Origin of the sequence: Streptomyces sp. NPDC058697 (assembly GCF_042715345.1) — a bacterium.
Taxonomy (GTDB): domain Bacteria; phylum Actinomycetota; class Actinomycetes; order Streptomycetales; family Streptomycetaceae; genus Streptomyces; species Streptomyces liliifuscus.
The window spans coordinates 421766-438500 of record NZ_JBHXSU010000002.1 but is presented as its reverse complement, the minus strand read 5'-3'; the positions used below and the strand labels follow the sequence as shown (position 1 = coordinate 438500).

Genomic DNA, 16735 nt, shown 5'->3' with positions numbered 1-16735 from the left:
GTCAGCGCGGTGCCATACGGAGCGCTCCGTCGAGGCGGATCACGCAGCCGTTGAGCATGGGGTTGTCGATGACGTGCTCGACCAGCGCTGCGAACTCGTCCGGCGCACCCAGCCGGGAGGGATGGGGCACTGAGCCCTCAAGGGCCGCGCGCGCCTTCTCCGGAAGTCCTGCCATGAGCGGGGTGTCGAACAGTCCGGGCGCGACGGTGACCACACGGATGCCCTTGTCCGCCAAGTCCCGTGCGGCGGACAACGTCAGCGAGACGACTCCGCCCTTGCCGGCGGCGTAGGCGGCCTGCCCGATCTGTCCGTCGTACGCGGCGACGGAGGCAGTGCAGACGATGACCCCGCGGTCACCGTCGGCGGGGTCATTGCCCGCCATTACCTCCGCGGCGTTGCTAAGGACGTTGAAGGTCCCCACGAGGTTGATGTCCACCACGCGGCGGAACTGGTCGAGCGGGAGCACACCTTGTCTGCCGATGATCCGTCCAGGTGTGGCCACTCCGGCGCAGTTGACGGCCACGCGCAGCGTGCCGAGTTCGGCGGCCGTGGTGAAAGCCGCCCGTACCTCGGACGCGTCCGTGACATCTGCTGCCACGAAATGTGCGCGCTTGCCGAGGTGGTCGGTGAACTCACGGCCCGCACCGGTGGGCAGGTCCAGAACCACCACGGTGGCTCCCTCGAAATGCAGCCTCTCGGCCACGGCACGCCCGAGGCCCGAAGCTCCGCCGGAGACGACGGCTACGGCATCGCGATACTGCATGGCAGTTCTCCTCAGGTGTGGGCATGAAGGGTTGGCGTCCGGACGGGAGGGCCGGCGTCCAGACATGAAGGGGTGGCCTCGCGGTGTGGTCAGCGCCTGGGACCCGCGAGTTGACGGCTGATCACCAGGCGCTGGATCTGGTTGGTGCCTTCGAAGATCTGCGTGATCTTCGCTTCCCGCATGAACCGCTCCACCGGGTGGTCGAGCGTGTATCCGGCGCCGCCGAGTACCTGCACCGCGTCGGTCGTGACCGCCATCGCCGTGTCGGTCGCGATCAGCTTGGCCACACTGGCCTGGCGGGTGTACGGCTGGCCGTTGTCCTTGCGGCGTGCGGCGACCAGGTAGGTCGCTCGGGCGGCTTCGGTCCTGGCTGCCATGTCTGCGAGGAGGAATCCGACGCCTTGGTGCTCGATGAGCGGTCGTCCGAACGTCTGCCTCTCCCGGGCGTATTCGACGGCGTGGTCCAGAGCGGCCTGCGCGATGCCGACGGCGACCGCGGCGATCCCGAGCCGGCCCGCGTCGAGAGCCGACAGGGCGATCTGCAGTCCCTGACCAGGAGCACCCACGAGCCTGTCCTCGGGGATGAGCGCATCCTCGAAGCGCATCTCGGCAGTGGTCGAGCTGCGCAGACCCATCTTGCGTTCCGGTGTTCCGGCGACAAGCCCTGCCGTGTCGGCGTCGACGTGGAAGCAGGAGATGCCGCGGTCCGTGTCAGGAGAGGTCCGCAGGAACACGGTGTAGAAGTCGGCCTGTCCACCGTGGGTGACCCAGGCCTTCGTACCCCGTGCGGTCCAGCCGTGCGGCGCTCGGGCGGCGGATGCGCGCAGTGCCCCGGGATCGGAACCCGCGTGGGCCTCGGACAGGGAGTACGCGCCCAGAGCCTCGCCGCTCAGCATCCGCGGCAGGAGTTCGGCCCGCTGTGCCTCGGTGCCGAAGGTGGTCACCGGGAGGCAGGACAGCGTGTGCACACTCATGCCGACGGCCACGGCGGCCCAGCGCGCGGCGATCTCCTCCAGCACCTGGAGGTAGACCGTGTAGGGCTGGCCCCCTCCGCCGGCGTCCTCGCTGAACGGCAGAGTCAGCAGCCCGGCCTCGCCGAGGAGACCGAAGACCTCTCGGGGGAACCGGCTCTTGTCCTCGAACTCGGCGGCCTGCGGCCCCAGTTCCTTGTCCGCGATGTCCGTGACCAGTTCCAGCAGGTCATGGGCCTCGCGGGACGGCAGTTCGCGTTCTACTTTCACTGCTGGGCCCCTCCTGCGGTCTCGTCCTCGTGGACTCGTGGATGGGACTACAGTCGACAGCGCGCTGCCCGGGGTGCAATTAACCTGCTGAGATCTTGTTGTGCGCGCAAAATCCAGGTAGTTCGATCAAGGTTCAACGCAAGGAACCTGCTTGCGAGTGAGGTGTGTCCATGTCCGGCACCGAACACGTCGACAGTGTCGACAGCATGATCATCGACCTGCTGGTGCAGGACGGCCGACGGACGGTCACGGAGATCGCCGAGCAGGTCAGCCTGTCCCCTTCCGCCGTGAAGAGGCGCATCGACCGCCTCGAACGGGTCGGGGTGATCGCGGGCTACACGGTCGTCCTGGATCACGGCAAGCTCGGGTCCAGCTTCGAGGCCTTCGTCGAGCTGAGGTTCTCGGGAGACGTGAAGGTCGAGATGATCACCATGGCGGCCACCAGCGTCACCGAGGTCCTGGAGGTCTTCACGGTGGCCGGGGATCCCGACGCACTGGTCCGGGTCCGGGTGACCGGCGTCCAGCATCTGCGGGATGTCATCGACCGGCTGCGCCGCTCGGGGCCGGTGATCGGGACGAAGACCTTGATGGTGCTGGGAGCGTGGCGGAGGGACGGCTGAAGCCGGACTCGAAAGTTGCCCAGGTGGCACATTGATTTGCCTACCGGGTTGACTTCCCTGGTTGGCCGGGCGCACGCTGAAGGAGGCCCAACAGCACCGAACAGGGAGGCGTGAGCGCATGTCCGTGTCGACTGAGAGCGCCGGAGCCAAGGATCAGGACAGCATCGGCGAGCTCGACATACCGCAGCTGGCGGACGTGAAGGGGTCGGTCGAGTCCGAACGCCGGCACCGCAAGGAACAGCTCGCGATCGCCTTCCGGATCTTCGCGCGGTACGGGTTCGACGAAGGCATCGCAGGACACATCACGGCACGCGACCCGGAGTTCCCCGACCGCTTCTGGGTCAACCCGTACGCCGTGCACTTCTCGAAGATCCGGGTGAGCGATCTGCTGCTCATCGACGAGCAGGGGCAGGTGATCGAAGGTGATCGCCGTACGAACAAGGCCGCCTTCTGGATCCACTCCTCGATTCACCACGCGCGTCCCGACGCGGTCGCCGTCGCGCACGCTCATACGATCCACGGCCGGGCCTTCGCTTCGCTGAACAAGCTTCTCGACCCGATCGTCCAGGAATCGTGCGCCTTCGCCGGGGACCATGTGCTCTTCGACGAGTACAAGGGGCTCGTGCTGGAGAAGGCCGAGGGCGAGCGCATCGCCGAGCGGCTGGGAGACAGCAGGGCGGCGATCCTGCGCCATCACGGGTTGCTCACCGTGGGCCGGTCCGTCGAGGAGGCGGCCTGGTGGTTCATCACCATGGACCGGGCCTGCCAGATGCAACTGCTGGCCGACGCGGCGGGCAAGCCGCGAATCATGAGCGACGAGGAAGTGACGCTCGCTCACCGCCAGTTCAGCAACGCCAACATGGCCCGGCACAACTTCAACCTCCTCGCCGGACTCGTGGTGGACGAGGAGCCCGACGTCCTGCAGTGACCGACCTGGCCGTGGCCGCGCAGGGGCGCCGAGTCGTGCGTCAAGCGTGTGCCGAGTTGTGCACGCACCCCGAAATGCGACTGGAGACGCCATGCCAATTCAACGAGTCAACCCGGACACCATCGCGCCCCCGGTCCAGGACCTCTACACCCACGCGGCGATCGGCACCGGCAGCCGTTTCATCGCGATCGCCGGGCAGATCGCGCTCGACTCTGAAGGTGAGCTAGTCGGACCTGGAGACCATGAAGCGCAGGCCGAACAGGCTTTTCGCAACTTCAGGGCCGCGCTGGAAGCGGCCGGCGCCACCCCTGACGATCTGATCAAGAACACGATCCATGTCGTCGGTCACAGACCTGAGTTGATCGGCCCCATCTTCGCCGCGGGTCAACGTGCCTTTGACGGCACATGGCCGGTATCGGCGAGCACATTCCTCGGTGTGCAGACGCTCGGCCTGCCTGAGTGGCTCATCGAGGTCGACGGGTTCGCGGTTCTGCACTGAGGCTCGCCGAGCGGCCTCACCACACAGGCACGCCCACTCTCCGCGTACCCACGCGTCCACGACACGCGAACGCGGCAAAAGCTACGCGGACACCGCGACCACGTGCTTGCCCACGACGCCGCCGCGCTCGAACGCCTCGTGCGCAGCCGCGATGTCCGTGAGGGAGTACACGCTGTCGATCACCGGGCGCAGCGCACCTGACGTGACTTGGTCGGCCAGGTCGCGCAGCACCGCGGTGTCGGGGTTGGCGCTGAAGGTGCGGATACGGCGGGAGCCGTACACACTCGACGCGGCGATCGCGGCCAGGGCCGATGCGGAGAGTCCGACGGTGACCATCCGGCCGCGCGCCGCCAACCGGCTCCGGTAGCAGTTCAGTTCCGTACCGACCGTGTCGACGATGACGTCGAAGGGGCCGATCGCGTCCGAGGTGGTCGAGCCGTAGTCGAGGACCTCGTCGGCGCCGAGGCCGGTGAGGACCGGAGCGTGGCGGTCGCGGGCAAGTGCCGTGACGTGGCAGCCCAGCGCGTGGGCCAGTTGGACGACGGCCGTGCCGACCCCGCCCGCCGCGCCCCGGACGAGGACCCGTTCCCCCTTCACCGCGTGTACGGAGTCCCGCAGCGCGAGCAGCGCCGTCGCGCCCGTGACGACCAGGGAGGCCGCGTCGACCGACGAGACCCCGGCGGGGGAGAGCGAGATGCGTTCCGCGGGGACCACGACATACTCGGCCGCTCCAGCGGTTACGTGCCGCTTGCGGGGATGCACCATGCCCCACACTCGGTCCCCGGCCCGGTAGCCCTCGACATCCGCGCCGGTCTCGACGACGACACCCGCGAAGTCCAGCCCCGCCCCGAGCGGGAAGCGGCGCCCGGAGACCATCTTCAACTCCCCGGCGCGGACGATCACATCGTGCCCGTTCACGCTGGATGCCTCGACCGACACCAGGACCTCGCCCGCACCGGGAGCGGGGCGGGCGACCTCGTTGACCCGCAGGACATCCGCTGCACCGTAACTCGTGATCTGGGCGGCCTTCATGGCGGTGTTCCTTCCGTAGCCGGCTGGTGTGAACCCGATCCTGCCTCCGGCCGCCCGCATCATGGTCGTTCGCCTTTTCCTGGGACTGGCAGACCCACCATCCCCGGCCGCGCCCGCGTCATACTGACCCCGTGACCGACGACTCCCTCGACGCCCTCGCCGTGACCGACGATCCCCGGCGCGAACTCGCCGAATTCCTGCGGACCCGCCGAACTCGCGTACTCCCACAGGATGTTGGCCTGGAACCGGGCCCGAGGCGGCGCGTCGCCGGGCTGCGGCGGGAGGAGTTGGCCCTGCTGGCCGGGGTCAGCTCGGACTACTACCAGCGCATGGAGCAGGGACGCGACGTACACCCCTCCGAGCAGGTCCTGGACGCTCTGGCGCGCGCCCTGAACTTCACCGCCGAGGAGTCCCGGCACCTGCACGGCCTCGCCGCCGCCGCGCGCACACCTGCCCGCCGCCCGCGCGAACACGCGCCGGAGGAGGTGCCGCCCACCACGCTGCGGCTACTGCACACCATGCCGTCGCCCGCGTTGGTCGTCGGCCGTTTCCTGGACGTGCTGGCCTGGAGCTCACTGGCCGGAGCCCTGCTCGGCGAGTTCACCCGGCGGCCGCAGGTGGAACGCAACCTGCTGGCACTGCTGCTGCACCCGGAGGCGGACCAGACCTGCCCGGAGCGGGCGGCCACCGTCGCCGAGCTGACCGCGATGCTCCGCGCGCAGGTCGCCGCCCATCCGGGACATCCGCGCGCCGCGGAACTGGTTGGTGAACTCGCGGTCCACAGCGACGAGTTCGCCACCCTGTGGGCCCGCCACGACGTGGAGGAGACGACCCGCGGCCGGATGCGCGTCAACCACCCGCTGGTCGGAGAACTGAACCTGGACTGGGACGCCTACCCCCTGCCCGGTGACCCCGGTCCGATGCTGATCGTCTACACCGCCGAAGACGGCGGCCCCGACGCCGAACGACTCCAACTGCTCGCCGGCCTGCTGGACGCCCGCTGATACGCCCCCATCCTGCGTCCGTAGCCGCAGCCTGGGCTACTCGACGGCGGCGAGTTCCGGGTCGCAAATGGGCACGGGGAGCTGTGCAAGCGCCCCGCGCCCTGCGGTCGGACAACGTCAGATACCGCGCCGGGCCCCGCCGTCCACCGACAGCATCACCCCGGTCAGGTAGGAAGCGGCCGGCGACAGCATGAAGGCGCCCGCGCGCCCGAACTCCTCCGGCGCCCCGTACCGCCGCAGCGGGATCGCGGACTCGTTGGCGGCCCGCCTGGACTCGGGATCGGGGGACAGCCCGTCCAGCTCGCGCATGCGATCCGTACCGATCCGCCCCGGCAGCAGCCCGAAGGCGCGGACTCCGCGCGGGCCCAGGTCGTCCGCGAGTGACTTGGCGAATCCGGCGAGTCCGGGCCGCAGCCCGTTGGAGATGACCATCCCGGGGGCCGGTTCGTACGCCGTGCCGGACAGGACGAACCCGATGGAACCCCCGTCGCCCAGTTCCGCGGCAGCGGCCCGGGCGAGCCGTACCGCGCCCAGGAACACCGACTCGAACGCCGCCTGCCACTGCTCGTCGGTGTTGTCCGCCACGTTGCCCGCGGGCGGTCCGCCGACGCTGATGAGGATGCCGTCGAAGCCCCCGAACAACTCCCGTGCGGTGGCGATCAGTTGCTGCGGCGCCCGTGGGTCGGAGTTGTCGACGGCGATTCCGACCGCGGTCGGGCCCAGTTCGGCCGCCGCCTCGGCGGCGTGCTTCTCGTCGCGGCCGGTGACGACCACCTTGGCCCCGTCGGCGACCAGTTCACGCGCGACGGCGTAACCCAGCCCGCGCGTGGCACCGGTGAGGACGTACACCCTGTCCTTCAGTCCGAGATCCATGACTCCGGTCCCTTTCTAGCGGCCGAGGGCCGTGGTGACGACCGCGTCCACCTGCGCCGCCAGCTTGGTGTCGTCCTCCTCCGTCCAGGCCCACGCCACATGCCCGTCGGGCCGGATCAGGGCGGCGCGTACGTCCTCCCAGGCGTCCCGTGACGGGTCGGGCGCTCCGCCGTGCACGGTGATCCGCTCCTGGGCGCGGCCGGAGAGCGCGCCGTCGGCGGTGAGGTCGAGCAGGACGTACGAGTCCGCCCGCAGCGCGGCGAACAGGGTGCCCTCCGTGCCGGTGAGGGGGAGGTCAGGGGCGCGGGTGCCGGTCACCGGGTGGGCCGTCGGGTCGGTGCTCGGGTAGGCGACGTCGAGCGCGGTGAGCCGGCCGGCCAGAAAGTCGCTGAACTCCCGTGACTCGGGCACCATCCGGCTGAGCAGGTCGCGCAGCGCGAGTCCCTCGGGTGTGAAGGCGTGGAACAGGTAGGTCTGGGCGCGGCTGTGCTCCATCAGCTGCTCGCCGACCGGGTAGCGGTCGCTGTGGTAGGTGTCCAGCAGTCCGTCCGAGGCCCAGCCGTCGATCGTCGCGGCCAGCTTCCAGCCGAGGTTGAACGCGTCCTGGAAGCCGACGTTCATGCCCACGCCGCCGGTGGGGTAGTGCTGGTGGGCGGCGTCGCCCGCGAGTACGACGCGTCCGCGCCGGTAGTGGGTGGCGAGCCGGGTGGCGTTGCCGAAGCGGGAGAGCCAGGACGGGTCGCGCATGCCGAAGTCGTCACCGGCGATGTCGATGACCTTCCGGCGCAGTTCGTCCAGCGTGAGGTCGCCGGGCCACTCGGTGGTCGCCCCGTCGGCGCTGGTGCCGGCGATGCGCCACTGGTTGTCGGGCAGCGGGATGATCATCAGCCCGCCGCGCTCGTTGAAGCGGTTGAAGCCCGGCGGAGGCGGGTTGTCGAAGAGGACGTCGCCGAGCCAGCCGAGGTAGGTGGAGGGCGTGCCGGGGAAGTCGATGCCGGCGGCCTCGCGCACGGTGCTCCTGGTGCCGTCGCAGCCGGCGATGTACGCGGCCTGGATCTCGTACGGCCCCTGCGGTCCTTCCACTTGCACGGTCACCGAATCCGCGTGCTCGGTGAAGCCGGTGACCCGGTGCCCGCGCCGGATCGTGGCGCCGAGTCCGAGGGCGTACTCCTCGAAGAGCGCCTCGGTGCGGGCCTGGGGGATGAAGAGGGTGTACGGGAACGGGGTGTCCATGACGGAGAAGTCGAGCCGGTTGGACAGGTTGGCGAAGTGTCCGGTGGAGATCTTCAGGCTCTCGTCGAGGAACCGCTGGTGGATCCCGCGTGAGGCCAGCACCTCGACGCCGCGCGGGTGCACGGTGAGTGCCTTGGACCGCTGGTCGATGTCGGTGCGTACTTCCAGGACGGTGACGGAGATGTTGTTCAGCCGCAGTTCGGCGGCGAGCCAGAGCCCGACGGGTCCGCCTCCGCTGATGACGACCTGCGTTGCTTCCACCTGCTGCGTTTCCACCTGCTGTGTTTCCACGGGACCACCCCTTTGGTTGGTGACCAGATTTCTGGCATGGCGAGGGCTCCTGGGACAGTGCCTTGGTCGCTGACCAAGAGCCCTTGAGTGCAGTAAACTAGGTCAGTGACCAACAGGCAACAGAGTGACCGACTGGATCCGGCCGCCGTGATCCGCGCGGGGCTGGACCTCCTGGACGAAAAGGGTCTGGACGCGGTGTCCACGAGAGCGGTCGCCGACCGCCTCGGCGTGCGGATCAACACGGTGCAGTGGCATGTGAAGACCAAGGCCCGAATGCTGGAGCTCATGGCCGACGCCGTACTCGGCGAAATCCCGCTGACCGACCTGCCGGCCGCCCCCGAGGAACGCGTCCGCGAGCTGACCCGCCGCTACCGCCGCGCCCTGCTGTCCCATCGCGACGGGGCCGCACTGGTAGTGGGCACCTACGCCGCCGAGCCGCACACCCTGCGCTTCGCGGAGGCGCTGGTGGAGGCGTTGCTGAAGTCTGACCGGGATGACCGCGAGGCCGCGTGGACGGCATGGGCGGTCATCTACTTCACCCTGGGCCTCACGCAGGAGGAGCAGGCGGTCGACCAGCGGCCCCTGGGCGACATCCTGGCCAGGGCGATCTCCGAGACGGCCTATCCCTCTCTCCAGCGCGTGGCCGGACATCTCGCGCCGACGTCCTTCGACGAGCGGTTCGAGTCCGGGGTGGCCGCGCTGCTTGCCGGCCGGTGAGGGAGGCCGGCCGGGACCGGTCGGCCGCCTCCCCGATATTCGCCACCTCGGCAACCTGCTTTGTCTGTGAGGTGTGTATGTTACGGCCATGGCGCACGAGAACGAGCTGGACGCTTGGGTAGGTCATCGGTTGAAGGACCTGCGCAGCGAGCGCGGCATCACGCTGGTGACCCTGTCCGAGCAGACCGGCATCTCCGTCACGCACCTCTCCAGGCTGGAGAAGGGGCACCGGCAGCCGTCCATCGGCAGCCTCCTGCAGATCGCCCGGGTGTACGGGATCTCGGTGAGTGAGCTGATCCAGGAGCAGGAGCCGGAGGACTACCACCTCGTACGGGCCGACGACGCGGTCGAACACCCCGGGCAGGACGGGCACTACACCGTCCTGAGCGGCCCGGGATCGACGATCGCGGTCATCCGGGTGGAGGTGGAGCCCGGAAAGTCGACCAAGGACGCCAAGCACGCGGGCGAGGAGTGGCTGCACGTCCTTGAAGGCGACGTACTTTTCCGCCTGGACGGCAAGGACCTCACCCTGAGCGCCGGCGACTCACTGCACTTCGACTCGTCGAAGGTCCACCGGCTGACCAACAAGAGCGAGAAGCCCGCCACCGTGCTGGTCGCGTCCACGGCCGCGACGATGCCGATGCATCACCCGGTTCCGTCACCGAAACCCCGGCGCTGACCGTTCGCCGACCGGTCGGAGAAGTGCGAGCAGTTCGCGGGCCAGGACCTGCGGTCGCACCAGCACCTCGACGTGAGTGACCTCGGTGAGGGTGACAAGGCGGAACCCACGCTTGGCCACGGCGGCAGCGGTGTCGTTGAAGAACTCCTGGGCCGCGCAGTGAATGTAGGTCACCTGCTTGCCGTCGAGGACCTCCTCGCTGCCGGGGCCCAGCGGTTCGGCATGCGTGAGGCGAGGCATCGGGGTCAGTCGGCCCTCCATCCATGTGGCGCCGTCCTCGTTCGCACCGAGCGCGCGAGGATCCAGCGGCGCGACCTCCCAGTCCGGACCTCCCTCGGGGGCCACGAACGCGTCGTCCAGCCACGGCAGCACCGTGAAGGCCGACTCGCCCGTGGTGGGGGCGAAGCCGTCCACGTACACGACCTGGCCGATGCGATCCGGGACAAGCGCCGCAACCCCGGTGACGACCATGCCGCCGTAGCTGTGGCCCACGAGGATCGCCTCCTCGACCTGCTCGCCGGTGAGCAGGTCGGCAACCTCCCGGACATTGGCGGAGAGGCCCACCTCCGGCCGGGACAGCTCGTGTTTCTCGGCGAACCCGGTGAGCGTGGGAGTCAGCACACGGTGTCCGGCCTCTTCCAGGACAGGCCGCAAACGGTCCCAGACCCAGCCGCCGCCCCAGGAACCGTGGATCAGTACGAACGTCGCCATTGTGCTCTTCCTCCTGCGAGTCACGGATCCCTACGGATGCCCCCAGGATCGGCCGAGCGGCACACGTGGTCAACCCGTGGGGCCATTTTATTTGCCCAATAGGCAAACGACTCGACAGAAAGAAGCACCTGCGGCGCGCGCCACGGGCTGCACCCCGCCCTGGGCGCGCACCGGAGGTGCGCTGGATCGCTGACCAGCCACTTCACATTGGAAAAGGCGCCATGCCCATCAGGTCAGCAGTGCGTGATGGCGCCGTTGGAAGCGGCGCTGTTGTCCACGTACGGCGCGTACGTCCACCCGGTCACGGTCAGCTCAAGCCCGTTGAGGTGGTTGTAGCGCTCGTAGACGGTGAGGTACCAACGGTTGCCTCCGCCGAGGTTCTGGCCGGTGTTCCAGCAGGTGGCGAGGAGTACGTCCCCGGACCAGAGGTCCGGGACCCCGACCGTGCCGGAGGCCAGGCTGCGGCCGTTGAAGACAGCCGCCCCGACCTCCACCCTGATCAGTACGGATGCCGACGCGGCCGCCGACGCGGACGCGGTCGACAGAACCATCCCACCGGCGCTCAGTGCCGCGACCACCGCTGCCATGGCGCCTCTGCGTCGTAACTTGCCTCTCATACCTGCCTCCTGATCAATGCCGACTGCGCACTGCTCCGCTGAGCACGCACAGAGAGAGTGGCGTGTGCTGCTGCGGCAAGGCATGAGTAACTACTACTCAACGAGAGACAAGCACCCCGCCTCCGCTCCGGCCGTCGGGCTGGAGCGGACGTGGATGGGGGCCGAGGGCGGTTTCCGACGGCTGCCTCCGCAAGGCCGCCTACGACAGCGTGACCGCGTACACCTCGATCCGCGGATCGTCCGGCAGCGTCAACGAGCGGATCTCCTTGGCGTCGTTCAGCTCGACGGAACTGCCGAACAGCCGTACCGGCGGCCCGTCGACGCCTTGGCCTGCCTTGATCCGGTGGGGCATGTCGAGGACGACGGTGCTGCCGTCGGGGGTCTGCCCGGCCCAGTCGCCGACCACGAGCGGGACCTCGGAGCTGCTGCCGTCGGCGTATCGGACGGTCAGCCCCGTCGTCACCGGCCCGTTGTGCGATGCCGCCACCAGACGCAGGGTGCCGTGGCTGCGGGCGGGCAGCAGCAACGTCTGTCCGCGGGCCTCGACGAAGTTCGCCGCGGTCCCGGTCGGATCCGGTGCCTCGTACGTCACGCCGTCCCAGGTGACAGGACCGGCGGCCGGCAGCAGGTCGGCGTCGTAACTCCAGCCGGATCCGTCGAAGTCACCCTGTCCTGGCTTGTCCGTGGTGGCCGTCCCGTCGTGCGCCATGTCCCGGCGCAGGTCCACCGCGCACTGCTTGTCCGTGGCGGTCGCACACTCCGCGGCCGGGCGTACCTCGACGGTGGCGTCCCGGGTGACCCGGCCGGCTCCCTTCGCCTCGACCGTGAAGCGCACCGGGTAGGACCCGGTGGCGGTGCCCGGAGGCACGGTCACCTTCACGGACACCGTCTTCTGTACGGGCAGGCGCTCGGACCGGATCCGCAGCGGCGAGCGCGGAGTTGTCGTCACCCGCCAGCCGGTGGGCGCCTGAGCCGTCACCGACGCCCGCAGTTCACCGGGCGCCTGGCCGAGGACGTCCAGGGTCAGATGGGCGGTCTGATCCATGTCGCCGGCCGGGACGACGTCGGAGGAGCTCCGCAGGGACGCGTCCAGGTGCCGTCGGCCGTCGGCGTCCGCCTGGTTGACCGACGGCGGCTGGGCACCCGCACCGGTACCCCAGTCCGACGGCTTCGTGCCGAGCCGGTGGACCAGAGTTCCGCCGTGCGAGACCTTGTCCCAGTCCAGCCACGTGCGCCGCACGTCCCGGCCGTCCAACGACACATCCTGTACGTACCGGTTGGTGTCGCCGGCCCCCGGCGCGTTGATCGTCAGGGTGCCGCCCTGCCGCTTCCCGTACCGGCCGATCGTGATGGCCGCGGAGTCGAACTGCGGGCTGGACAGCGCCAGGAAGTCGCCGCCGCTCATCGTCGGATAGAGGCCGAGCGAGGAGAACACGTACCAGGCCGACATGGTGCCCAGGTCGTCGTTGCCGGTCATGCCGTCGGGTCCGTTGGTGAACAGCGTCATCGCTGCGCGCACCACGGTCGCCGTCTTCGCCGGCGCGCCCGCCCACAGATACATGTACGGCGCGTGGAGATCGGGCTCGTTGTTCGGGTTGTAGGTCGGCTTGCCGTAGTAGTCGTACGGCTGGGAGATCCAGTCCTTGCGCGCCGTGCCCGCCGGGTCGGTGAGCAGCTTGTCGTAGGCGAAGAAGGAGTCGAGCCGCTTCTCCGTGGCCTTCCTGCCGCCCATCAGCCCCACGAGACCGGCGGGGTCCTGCGGCACGAGCCACTGGTACTGGTACGCGCCGCCCTCGTGGAACTGGTGGCCCGCTTCGACCGGGTCGTACGGAGTCACCCACGTCCCCGCGGTCGTGCGCGGCCGGAACTGGCCGATCGAGGAGTCCCACAGGTTGCGGTACCACTGGCCGCGGGCCGCGAACATCCGCGCGTCGGAGCCGTGCCCGAGCCCCTTGGCCATCAGGGCCAGTGACGCGTCCGCCGCCGAGTACTCCAGGGTCGCCGAGGCCGGGTGGGTGCAGTCGTTGTCGCCGCCCTTGTCCGCGCATTCCTTCTTCAACTGCAGGCCGGAGGGCACGTAGCCGCGCTTGCTGTACTGGTCCACACCGGAGCGGCCGTTGTACGGGGAGTCGGCCGGCGGGGTACTGGTCGCGTTCTTCTTCAGCAGCGCGTAGGCCTCGTCCTCGTGCCCGGCCAGCATGCCCTTCGACCACGCCTCGACCAGGAACGGCGTCACCGGGTCACCGGTCATGATGTTGGTCTCGCTGTTGGCGAGGGCCCACCGGGGCAGCCACCCGCCGTCCTTGCCGATCGCGAGGACCGACAGCGCGACGTCCCGGGCGACGCCTGGCTCCAGCATCTCCAGCAACTGGTTCTGCGGCCGGTAGGTGTCCCACAGCGACAGGTTCTGATACGGCGTGAAGTCGGAGGCGGTGTGCACCGCGCCGTCGAACCCCGTGTAGCGGCCGTCGACGTCACCGGCCAGGTTCGGGTGCAACTGGGCGTGGTAGAGGGCGGAGTAGAACACCTTCCGCCGGTCCTCGGAGCCTCCGCCGATCTTGATCGAGGAGAGCTGCTTCTCCCAGGTGGCGCGCAGCGCGGCACGCGTGGCGTCGAAGTCGTACGAGTCGCCGGTCTCCTCCGCGAGGTTCTTCCGGGCACCGTCCATGCCGGTGTACGACAGGCCCACCTTCACGACGGCGTCCCGGTCGTCGGTCGCGTCGAAGGTCACCCAGGCACCGTTGGAGCCGTCCCCTTCGGCATCGCGCGTGCCCGGCCTGGGTGTTGAACCGCGCCAGGTGCCGTGGTCCTTGAAGGGCCGGTCGAAGGTGGCGGTGAAGTAGACGGTGTGTTGGTCCTTCCCGGCACAGAACCCTCCGGCACGCACGCGTCCTTCCACGGTGCGATCGCCGACCACGTGAACTTCGGAGTCGAACACGTTCTGGTTGGCCTTGCCGGTGTTGAACAGCACGTTCGCCGCCCCGGTGGACGGGAAGGTGTACCGCTGCCAGCCCGTGCGCTGCGTGGCGGTCAGCTCGGCCTCGATGTCGTACGTCGACAGCCCCACGCGGTAGTAGCCGGGGGTGGCTTCCTCGTCGTCGTGCGAGAACTTGGAGCGGTACGCGTCCGGGTTCACGCTGTCGACCGCGCCGGTGGTCGGCATGATGGGCAGCTCTCCGGAGACACCGCAGCCGACCCCGGAGAGGTGGGTCTGGCTGAACCCGTGGATCTTGTCCTGCTGATAGTCGTATCCGCCCTGACCGCCGGTGTCCGGGCTGACCTGGACCATGCCGAACGGGGCGGCGGCCCCGGGGAAGGTGTTCCCGAAGTTCTGGGTGCCGATGAAGGGATTCACCAGTGCGGCGGGATCGGAGACCCGCTCTGCGGCGGCCGCGATCGGCGGAAGCGCACCCCCGAACAGCAGGCCTGGAATGAGCAGGCTGACACCCACAGCGATGGCGCGGGCCGTTATCCGTCTGACGGACAGCCGCATCGGGCAGACCTCCTTGACAACGTTGTCTCGGCTGGACAGACCGAGAACCTGCCATGCCGACCGGATCGCTGTCAATGGTCCAAACGCCGCTGTGCGCAGTTGAGTTCGCCGGCGGTGACGCCTGTACAGGACCGGGACGTCATGCACGGTCCCGGTGACGCGGCTCGTGCCCCGCGTGGCGGGGAAACTCCCGGTGCCTCATCGACGCGCTTGCTTGAATGGGCGGATCAGCCATCCAGTCCCTGGAGACACATGCACCCGATACGTTCGAACGACCGTGGTTTCAGCCGACGGCGGCTGTTGGGGACCGGCGGGGGCATGGCCGCCGCGGCCCTGCTCGGCGCCGGAGCCACGTTGCTCGGTGCCGGTCCCGCGCATGCCGTGGTCGACGACTCCCCGCGGTTCAAGCTGGACGGGGACGGCGACAATCCCGTCAAGAGGAAGTCCCTGCACGCCAACTGGGTCATGCAGTCGTTCGCGTACGACAACGTCAATCAGCACATCTACTTCGCCCAGACCAACACGGAGAACACGAAGCCCGAGAACGTCGGAGACCTGTGGATCACCAAGACCGACCTCTCCGGCAACGAGCTCGGCGCGATGGCGCTGCACAACTTCGGCCACGGGGTCCAGATCGGCGTGGAGCCCTATCAGGGTTCCGTCTATCTGTGGACCGAGTGGTGGAGCAGCGCGTCCGGATTCGGGACCAGGGTGGGGCGGTTCAAGTTCGTCAACGGGGCCACGCTGGAGATGACCAGTGCCGCGATCCAGGACCGCACACCGTCGATCGCCGACACCATGGTCAATCCGCAGCCCGCGATCGATCCGTCCACCGACCGGCTGTGGGTGCGCTACAAGGTGGCCGCGGACATGCCGCGCATCGTCGGCTTCAGCATGAGCGACGCCCGTGCGGGACGGCTGACCGAGGATCCGGACCGCCGGCTGGCCGAACGGGCCCTGCCGTCCCGGGGGGACTGGGGGACCGCCAACCCATTCCAGGGCTTCGCCGTCTACGGCCGCTACGCATACCTGCTGGAAGGCGCGGCGAACGGCCCCTCGTACATCTCGGTCATCGACCTGAACGGCACCGGACAGTCCACCGTCGTGGACCGGTGGGAGACGACGGCCGGTGCCTCACTGCCCGGCCGTGAACCGCAGGGCATGGCGATCTGGCTGGCGTCCGGCGCCGCACGGCTGGCCTTCGGCTTCCACTCGAACACCGACGGCGTACGGCAGTCCAGCGTCTTCTACAAGAACCAGTTCGTCTAGGCGGCCACGAAGCCGGCGGACGTTCAGAGGCCGGAGGCCCGGGGAGCCGCTGCTCCGGGCCCCGGCGGGACCGTGTCGATACCGGTCAGGATTGAAGAAGCGCCGGTCACCGAGCTGCGGCTAGCGTGAATCTCATGAACTCCATCGATTTCCTCACCCTTGAGGTGGCCGACCCCACGGCCGCCGAGCGTTTCTACGCAGATGCCTTCGGCCTGGGCAAAGAAGTACGTCTGCGGGCCTCGGAGGAGCCGACGTCCGGCTTCCGCGGGTTCACGGTGTCCCTCGTGGTCTCCCAGCCGTCGATCGTCAACGGCTTCTTCGGCGCGGCCCTGGCCGCCGGCGCCACCGAGCTGAAGCCCGCCAAGAAGTCGTTGTGGGGCTACGGCGGCGTCGTGCAGGCCCCGGACGGGACGGTCTGGCAGCTCGCAAGCTCGTCGAAGAAGGACACCGGCCCGGACAGCCGGAAGATCGATGAGATCGTCGTCCTGCTGGGCGTCTCGGACATGGCCGCGACCAAGCAGTTCTACGTCGACCGCGGCCTCAAGGTCGCGAAGAGCTTCGGCAGCAAGTACGTCGAGTTCGACGGTTCGTCGAGCCCCATCAAGTTGTCGCTGTACGGACGCCGCGGCCTGGCCAAGGTCGCCGGAGTCACGCCGGAGGGCAGCGGGTCCCACCGTCTGACCATCGGCGGCGGCACCGAGACCCTCACCGACCCGGACGGGTTCTTGTGGGAGCCCGCGGCGGCATGAGGATCCGCCGGCGGAC

16 protein-coding genes are annotated in these 16735 nt (G+C 69.0%); 8 read left to right on the top strand and 8 right to left on the bottom strand.

Annotated features, from left to right (window positions below):
- Position 1: 1 nt before the first annotated feature.
- On the bottom strand, positions 2-763 hold the full coding sequence (locus tag ACFWXQ_RS06535) for an SDR family NAD(P)-dependent oxidoreductase (protein WP_383953395.1): 762 nt from the start codon (positions 761-763) through the stop codon (positions 2-4).
- Positions 764-852: 89 nt separating this feature from the next.
- Positions 853-2004 carry an acyl-CoA dehydrogenase family protein gene (locus ACFWXQ_RS06530; RefSeq protein WP_383953397.1) on the bottom strand — a complete coding sequence of 384 codons (1152 nt, stop codon included), beginning with the start codon at positions 2002-2004 and terminating at the stop codon, positions 853-855.
- Positions 2005-2174: 170 nt separating this feature from the next.
- Between ACFWXQ_RS06530 and ACFWXQ_RS06525 the strand changes: the two genes are divergently transcribed.
- From ACFWXQ_RS06525 to ACFWXQ_RS06515, 3 genes are all read left to right on the top strand, one after another.
- A complete protein-coding gene (locus tag ACFWXQ_RS06525) occupies positions 2175-2624 on the top strand; it encodes an Lrp/AsnC family transcriptional regulator (RefSeq protein ID WP_383953399.1) in 450 nt (149 codons plus the stop codon).
- Between the two features lie 118 nt (positions 2625-2742).
- Entirely contained in the window at positions 2743-3552 is an 810-nt protein-coding gene (locus tag ACFWXQ_RS06520) for a class II aldolase/adducin family protein (protein ID WP_383953401.1), read from the top strand.
- 91 nt (positions 3553-3643) lie between these two features.
- On the top strand, positions 3644-4051 hold the full coding sequence (locus tag ACFWXQ_RS06515) for a RidA family protein (RefSeq protein WP_383953403.1): 408 nt from the start codon (positions 3644-3646) through the stop codon (positions 4049-4051).
- A gap of 81 nt (positions 4052-4132) precedes the next feature.
- On the opposite strand, the gene ACFWXQ_RS06510 is transcribed toward ACFWXQ_RS06515, so the two are convergent.
- Complete coding sequence (locus ACFWXQ_RS06510) at positions 4133-5083, bottom strand: NAD(P)-dependent alcohol dehydrogenase (protein ID WP_383953405.1); 951 nt, start codon at positions 5081-5083, stop codon at positions 4133-4135.
- Between the two features lie 131 nt (positions 5084-5214).
- Between ACFWXQ_RS06510 and ACFWXQ_RS06505 the strand changes: the two genes are divergently transcribed.
- Entirely contained in the window at positions 5215-6087 is an 873-nt protein-coding gene (locus ACFWXQ_RS06505) for a helix-turn-helix transcriptional regulator (protein WP_383953407.1), read from the top strand.
- 117 nt (positions 6088-6204) lie between these two features.
- Here ACFWXQ_RS06505 and ACFWXQ_RS06500 read toward each other — a convergent pair whose 3' ends face one another.
- Positions 6205-6960: an SDR family oxidoreductase gene (locus ACFWXQ_RS06500; protein WP_383953409.1), complete on the bottom strand. Its 756-nt coding sequence runs from the start codon at positions 6958-6960 to the stop codon at positions 6205-6207.
- 15 nt (positions 6961-6975) lie between these two features.
- On the bottom strand, positions 6976-8454 hold the full coding sequence (locus tag ACFWXQ_RS06495) for an FAD-dependent monooxygenase (protein ID WP_386267799.1): 1479 nt from the start codon (positions 8452-8454) through the stop codon (positions 6976-6978).
- Positions 8455-8589: 135 nt separating this feature from the next.
- Here ACFWXQ_RS06495 and ACFWXQ_RS06490 point away from each other — a divergent pair, with 135 nt between their 5' ends.
- Complete coding sequence (locus tag ACFWXQ_RS06490) at positions 8590-9201, top strand: TetR/AcrR family transcriptional regulator C-terminal domain-containing protein (RefSeq protein WP_383953860.1); 612 nt, start codon at positions 8590-8592, stop codon at positions 9199-9201.
- A gap of 88 nt (positions 9202-9289) precedes the next feature.
- The gene (locus ACFWXQ_RS06485) at positions 9290-9880 is read left to right on the top strand and encodes a cupin domain-containing protein (RefSeq protein WP_383953858.1); all 591 of its coding nucleotides are present in this window, start codon (positions 9290-9292) and stop codon (positions 9878-9880) included.
- Here ACFWXQ_RS06485 and ACFWXQ_RS06480 read toward each other — a convergent pair.
- The 3 genes from ACFWXQ_RS06480 to ACFWXQ_RS06470 all read right to left on the bottom strand — a co-directional run bounded on the left by ACFWXQ_RS06480 (position 9860) and on the right by ACFWXQ_RS06470 (position 14701).
- Positions 9860-10591 (bottom strand): alpha/beta fold hydrolase, encoded by a 732-nt coding sequence (locus ACFWXQ_RS06480; RefSeq protein WP_383953856.1) that lies wholly within the window; start codon positions 10589-10591, stop codon positions 9860-9862. The genes ACFWXQ_RS06485 and ACFWXQ_RS06480 overlap by 21 nt on opposite strands.
- A 233-nt stretch (positions 10592-10824) precedes the next feature.
- Positions 10825-11208, bottom strand: a complete 384-nt coding sequence (locus ACFWXQ_RS06475; protein WP_383953855.1) for a hypothetical protein — start codon at positions 11206-11208, stop codon at positions 10825-10827.
- Positions 11209-11407: 199 nt separating this feature from the next.
- Positions 11408-14701, bottom strand: coding sequence for a GH92 family glycosyl hydrolase (locus ACFWXQ_RS06470; RefSeq protein WP_386267684.1), 3294 nt, complete (start codon positions 14699-14701; stop codon positions 11408-11410).
- Between the two features lie 252 nt (positions 14702-14953).
- On the opposite strand from ACFWXQ_RS06470, the gene ACFWXQ_RS06465 reads away from it, so the two are divergent.
- Together ACFWXQ_RS06465 and ACFWXQ_RS06460 are read left to right on the top strand one after the other, a co-directional pair.
- Positions 14954-15970, top strand: a complete 1017-nt coding sequence (locus ACFWXQ_RS06465; RefSeq protein ID WP_383953851.1) for a hypothetical protein — start codon at positions 14954-14956, stop codon at positions 15968-15970.
- Positions 15971-16104: 134 nt separating this feature from the next.
- Positions 16105-16719, top strand: coding sequence for a glyoxalase (locus ACFWXQ_RS06460; RefSeq protein WP_383953849.1), 615 nt, complete (start codon positions 16105-16107; stop codon positions 16717-16719).
- Positions 16720-16735: the final 16 nt, after the last annotated feature.

Coding starts and splice junctions, on each gene's coding strand:
- ACFWXQ_RS06535 (WP_383953395.1), bottom strand. CDS start 763: ATGCAGTATCGCGATGCCGTAGCCGTCGTCTCCGGCGGAGCTTCGGGC.
- ACFWXQ_RS06525 (WP_383953399.1), top strand. CDS start 2,175: ATGTCCGGCACCGAACACGTCGACAGTGTCGACAGCATGATCATCGAC.
- ACFWXQ_RS06520 (WP_383953401.1), top strand. CDS start 2,743: ATGTCCGTGTCGACTGAGAGCGCCGGAGCCAAGGATCAGGACAGCATC.
- ACFWXQ_RS06515 (WP_383953403.1), top strand. CDS start 3,644: ATGCCAATTCAACGAGTCAACCCGGACACCATCGCGCCCCCGGTCCAG.
- ACFWXQ_RS06510 (WP_383953405.1), bottom strand. CDS start 5,083: ATGAAGGCCGCCCAGATCACGAGTTACGGTGCAGCGGATGTCCTGCGG.
- ACFWXQ_RS06500 (WP_383953409.1), bottom strand. CDS start 6,960: ATGGATCTCGGACTGAAGGACAGGGTGTACGTCCTCACCGGTGCCACG.
- ACFWXQ_RS06485 (WP_383953858.1), top strand. CDS start 9,290: ATGGCGCACGAGAACGAGCTGGACGCTTGGGTAGGTCATCGGTTGAAG.
- ACFWXQ_RS06480 (WP_383953856.1), bottom strand. CDS start 10,591: ATGGCGACGTTCGTACTGATCCACGGTTCCTGGGGCGGCGGCTGGGTC.
- ACFWXQ_RS06475 (WP_383953855.1), bottom strand. CDS start 11,208: ATGAGAGGCAAGTTACGACGCAGAGGCGCCATGGCAGCGGTGGTCGCG.
- ACFWXQ_RS06470 (WP_386267684.1), bottom strand. CDS start 14,701: ATGCGGCTGTCCGTCAGACGGATAACGGCCCGCGCCATCGCTGTGGGT.
- ACFWXQ_RS06465 (WP_383953851.1), top strand. CDS start 14,954: ATGCACCCGATACGTTCGAACGACCGTGGTTTCAGCCGACGGCGGCTG.
- ACFWXQ_RS06460 (WP_383953849.1), top strand. CDS start 16,105: ATGAACTCCATCGATTTCCTCACCCTTGAGGTGGCCGACCCCACGGCC.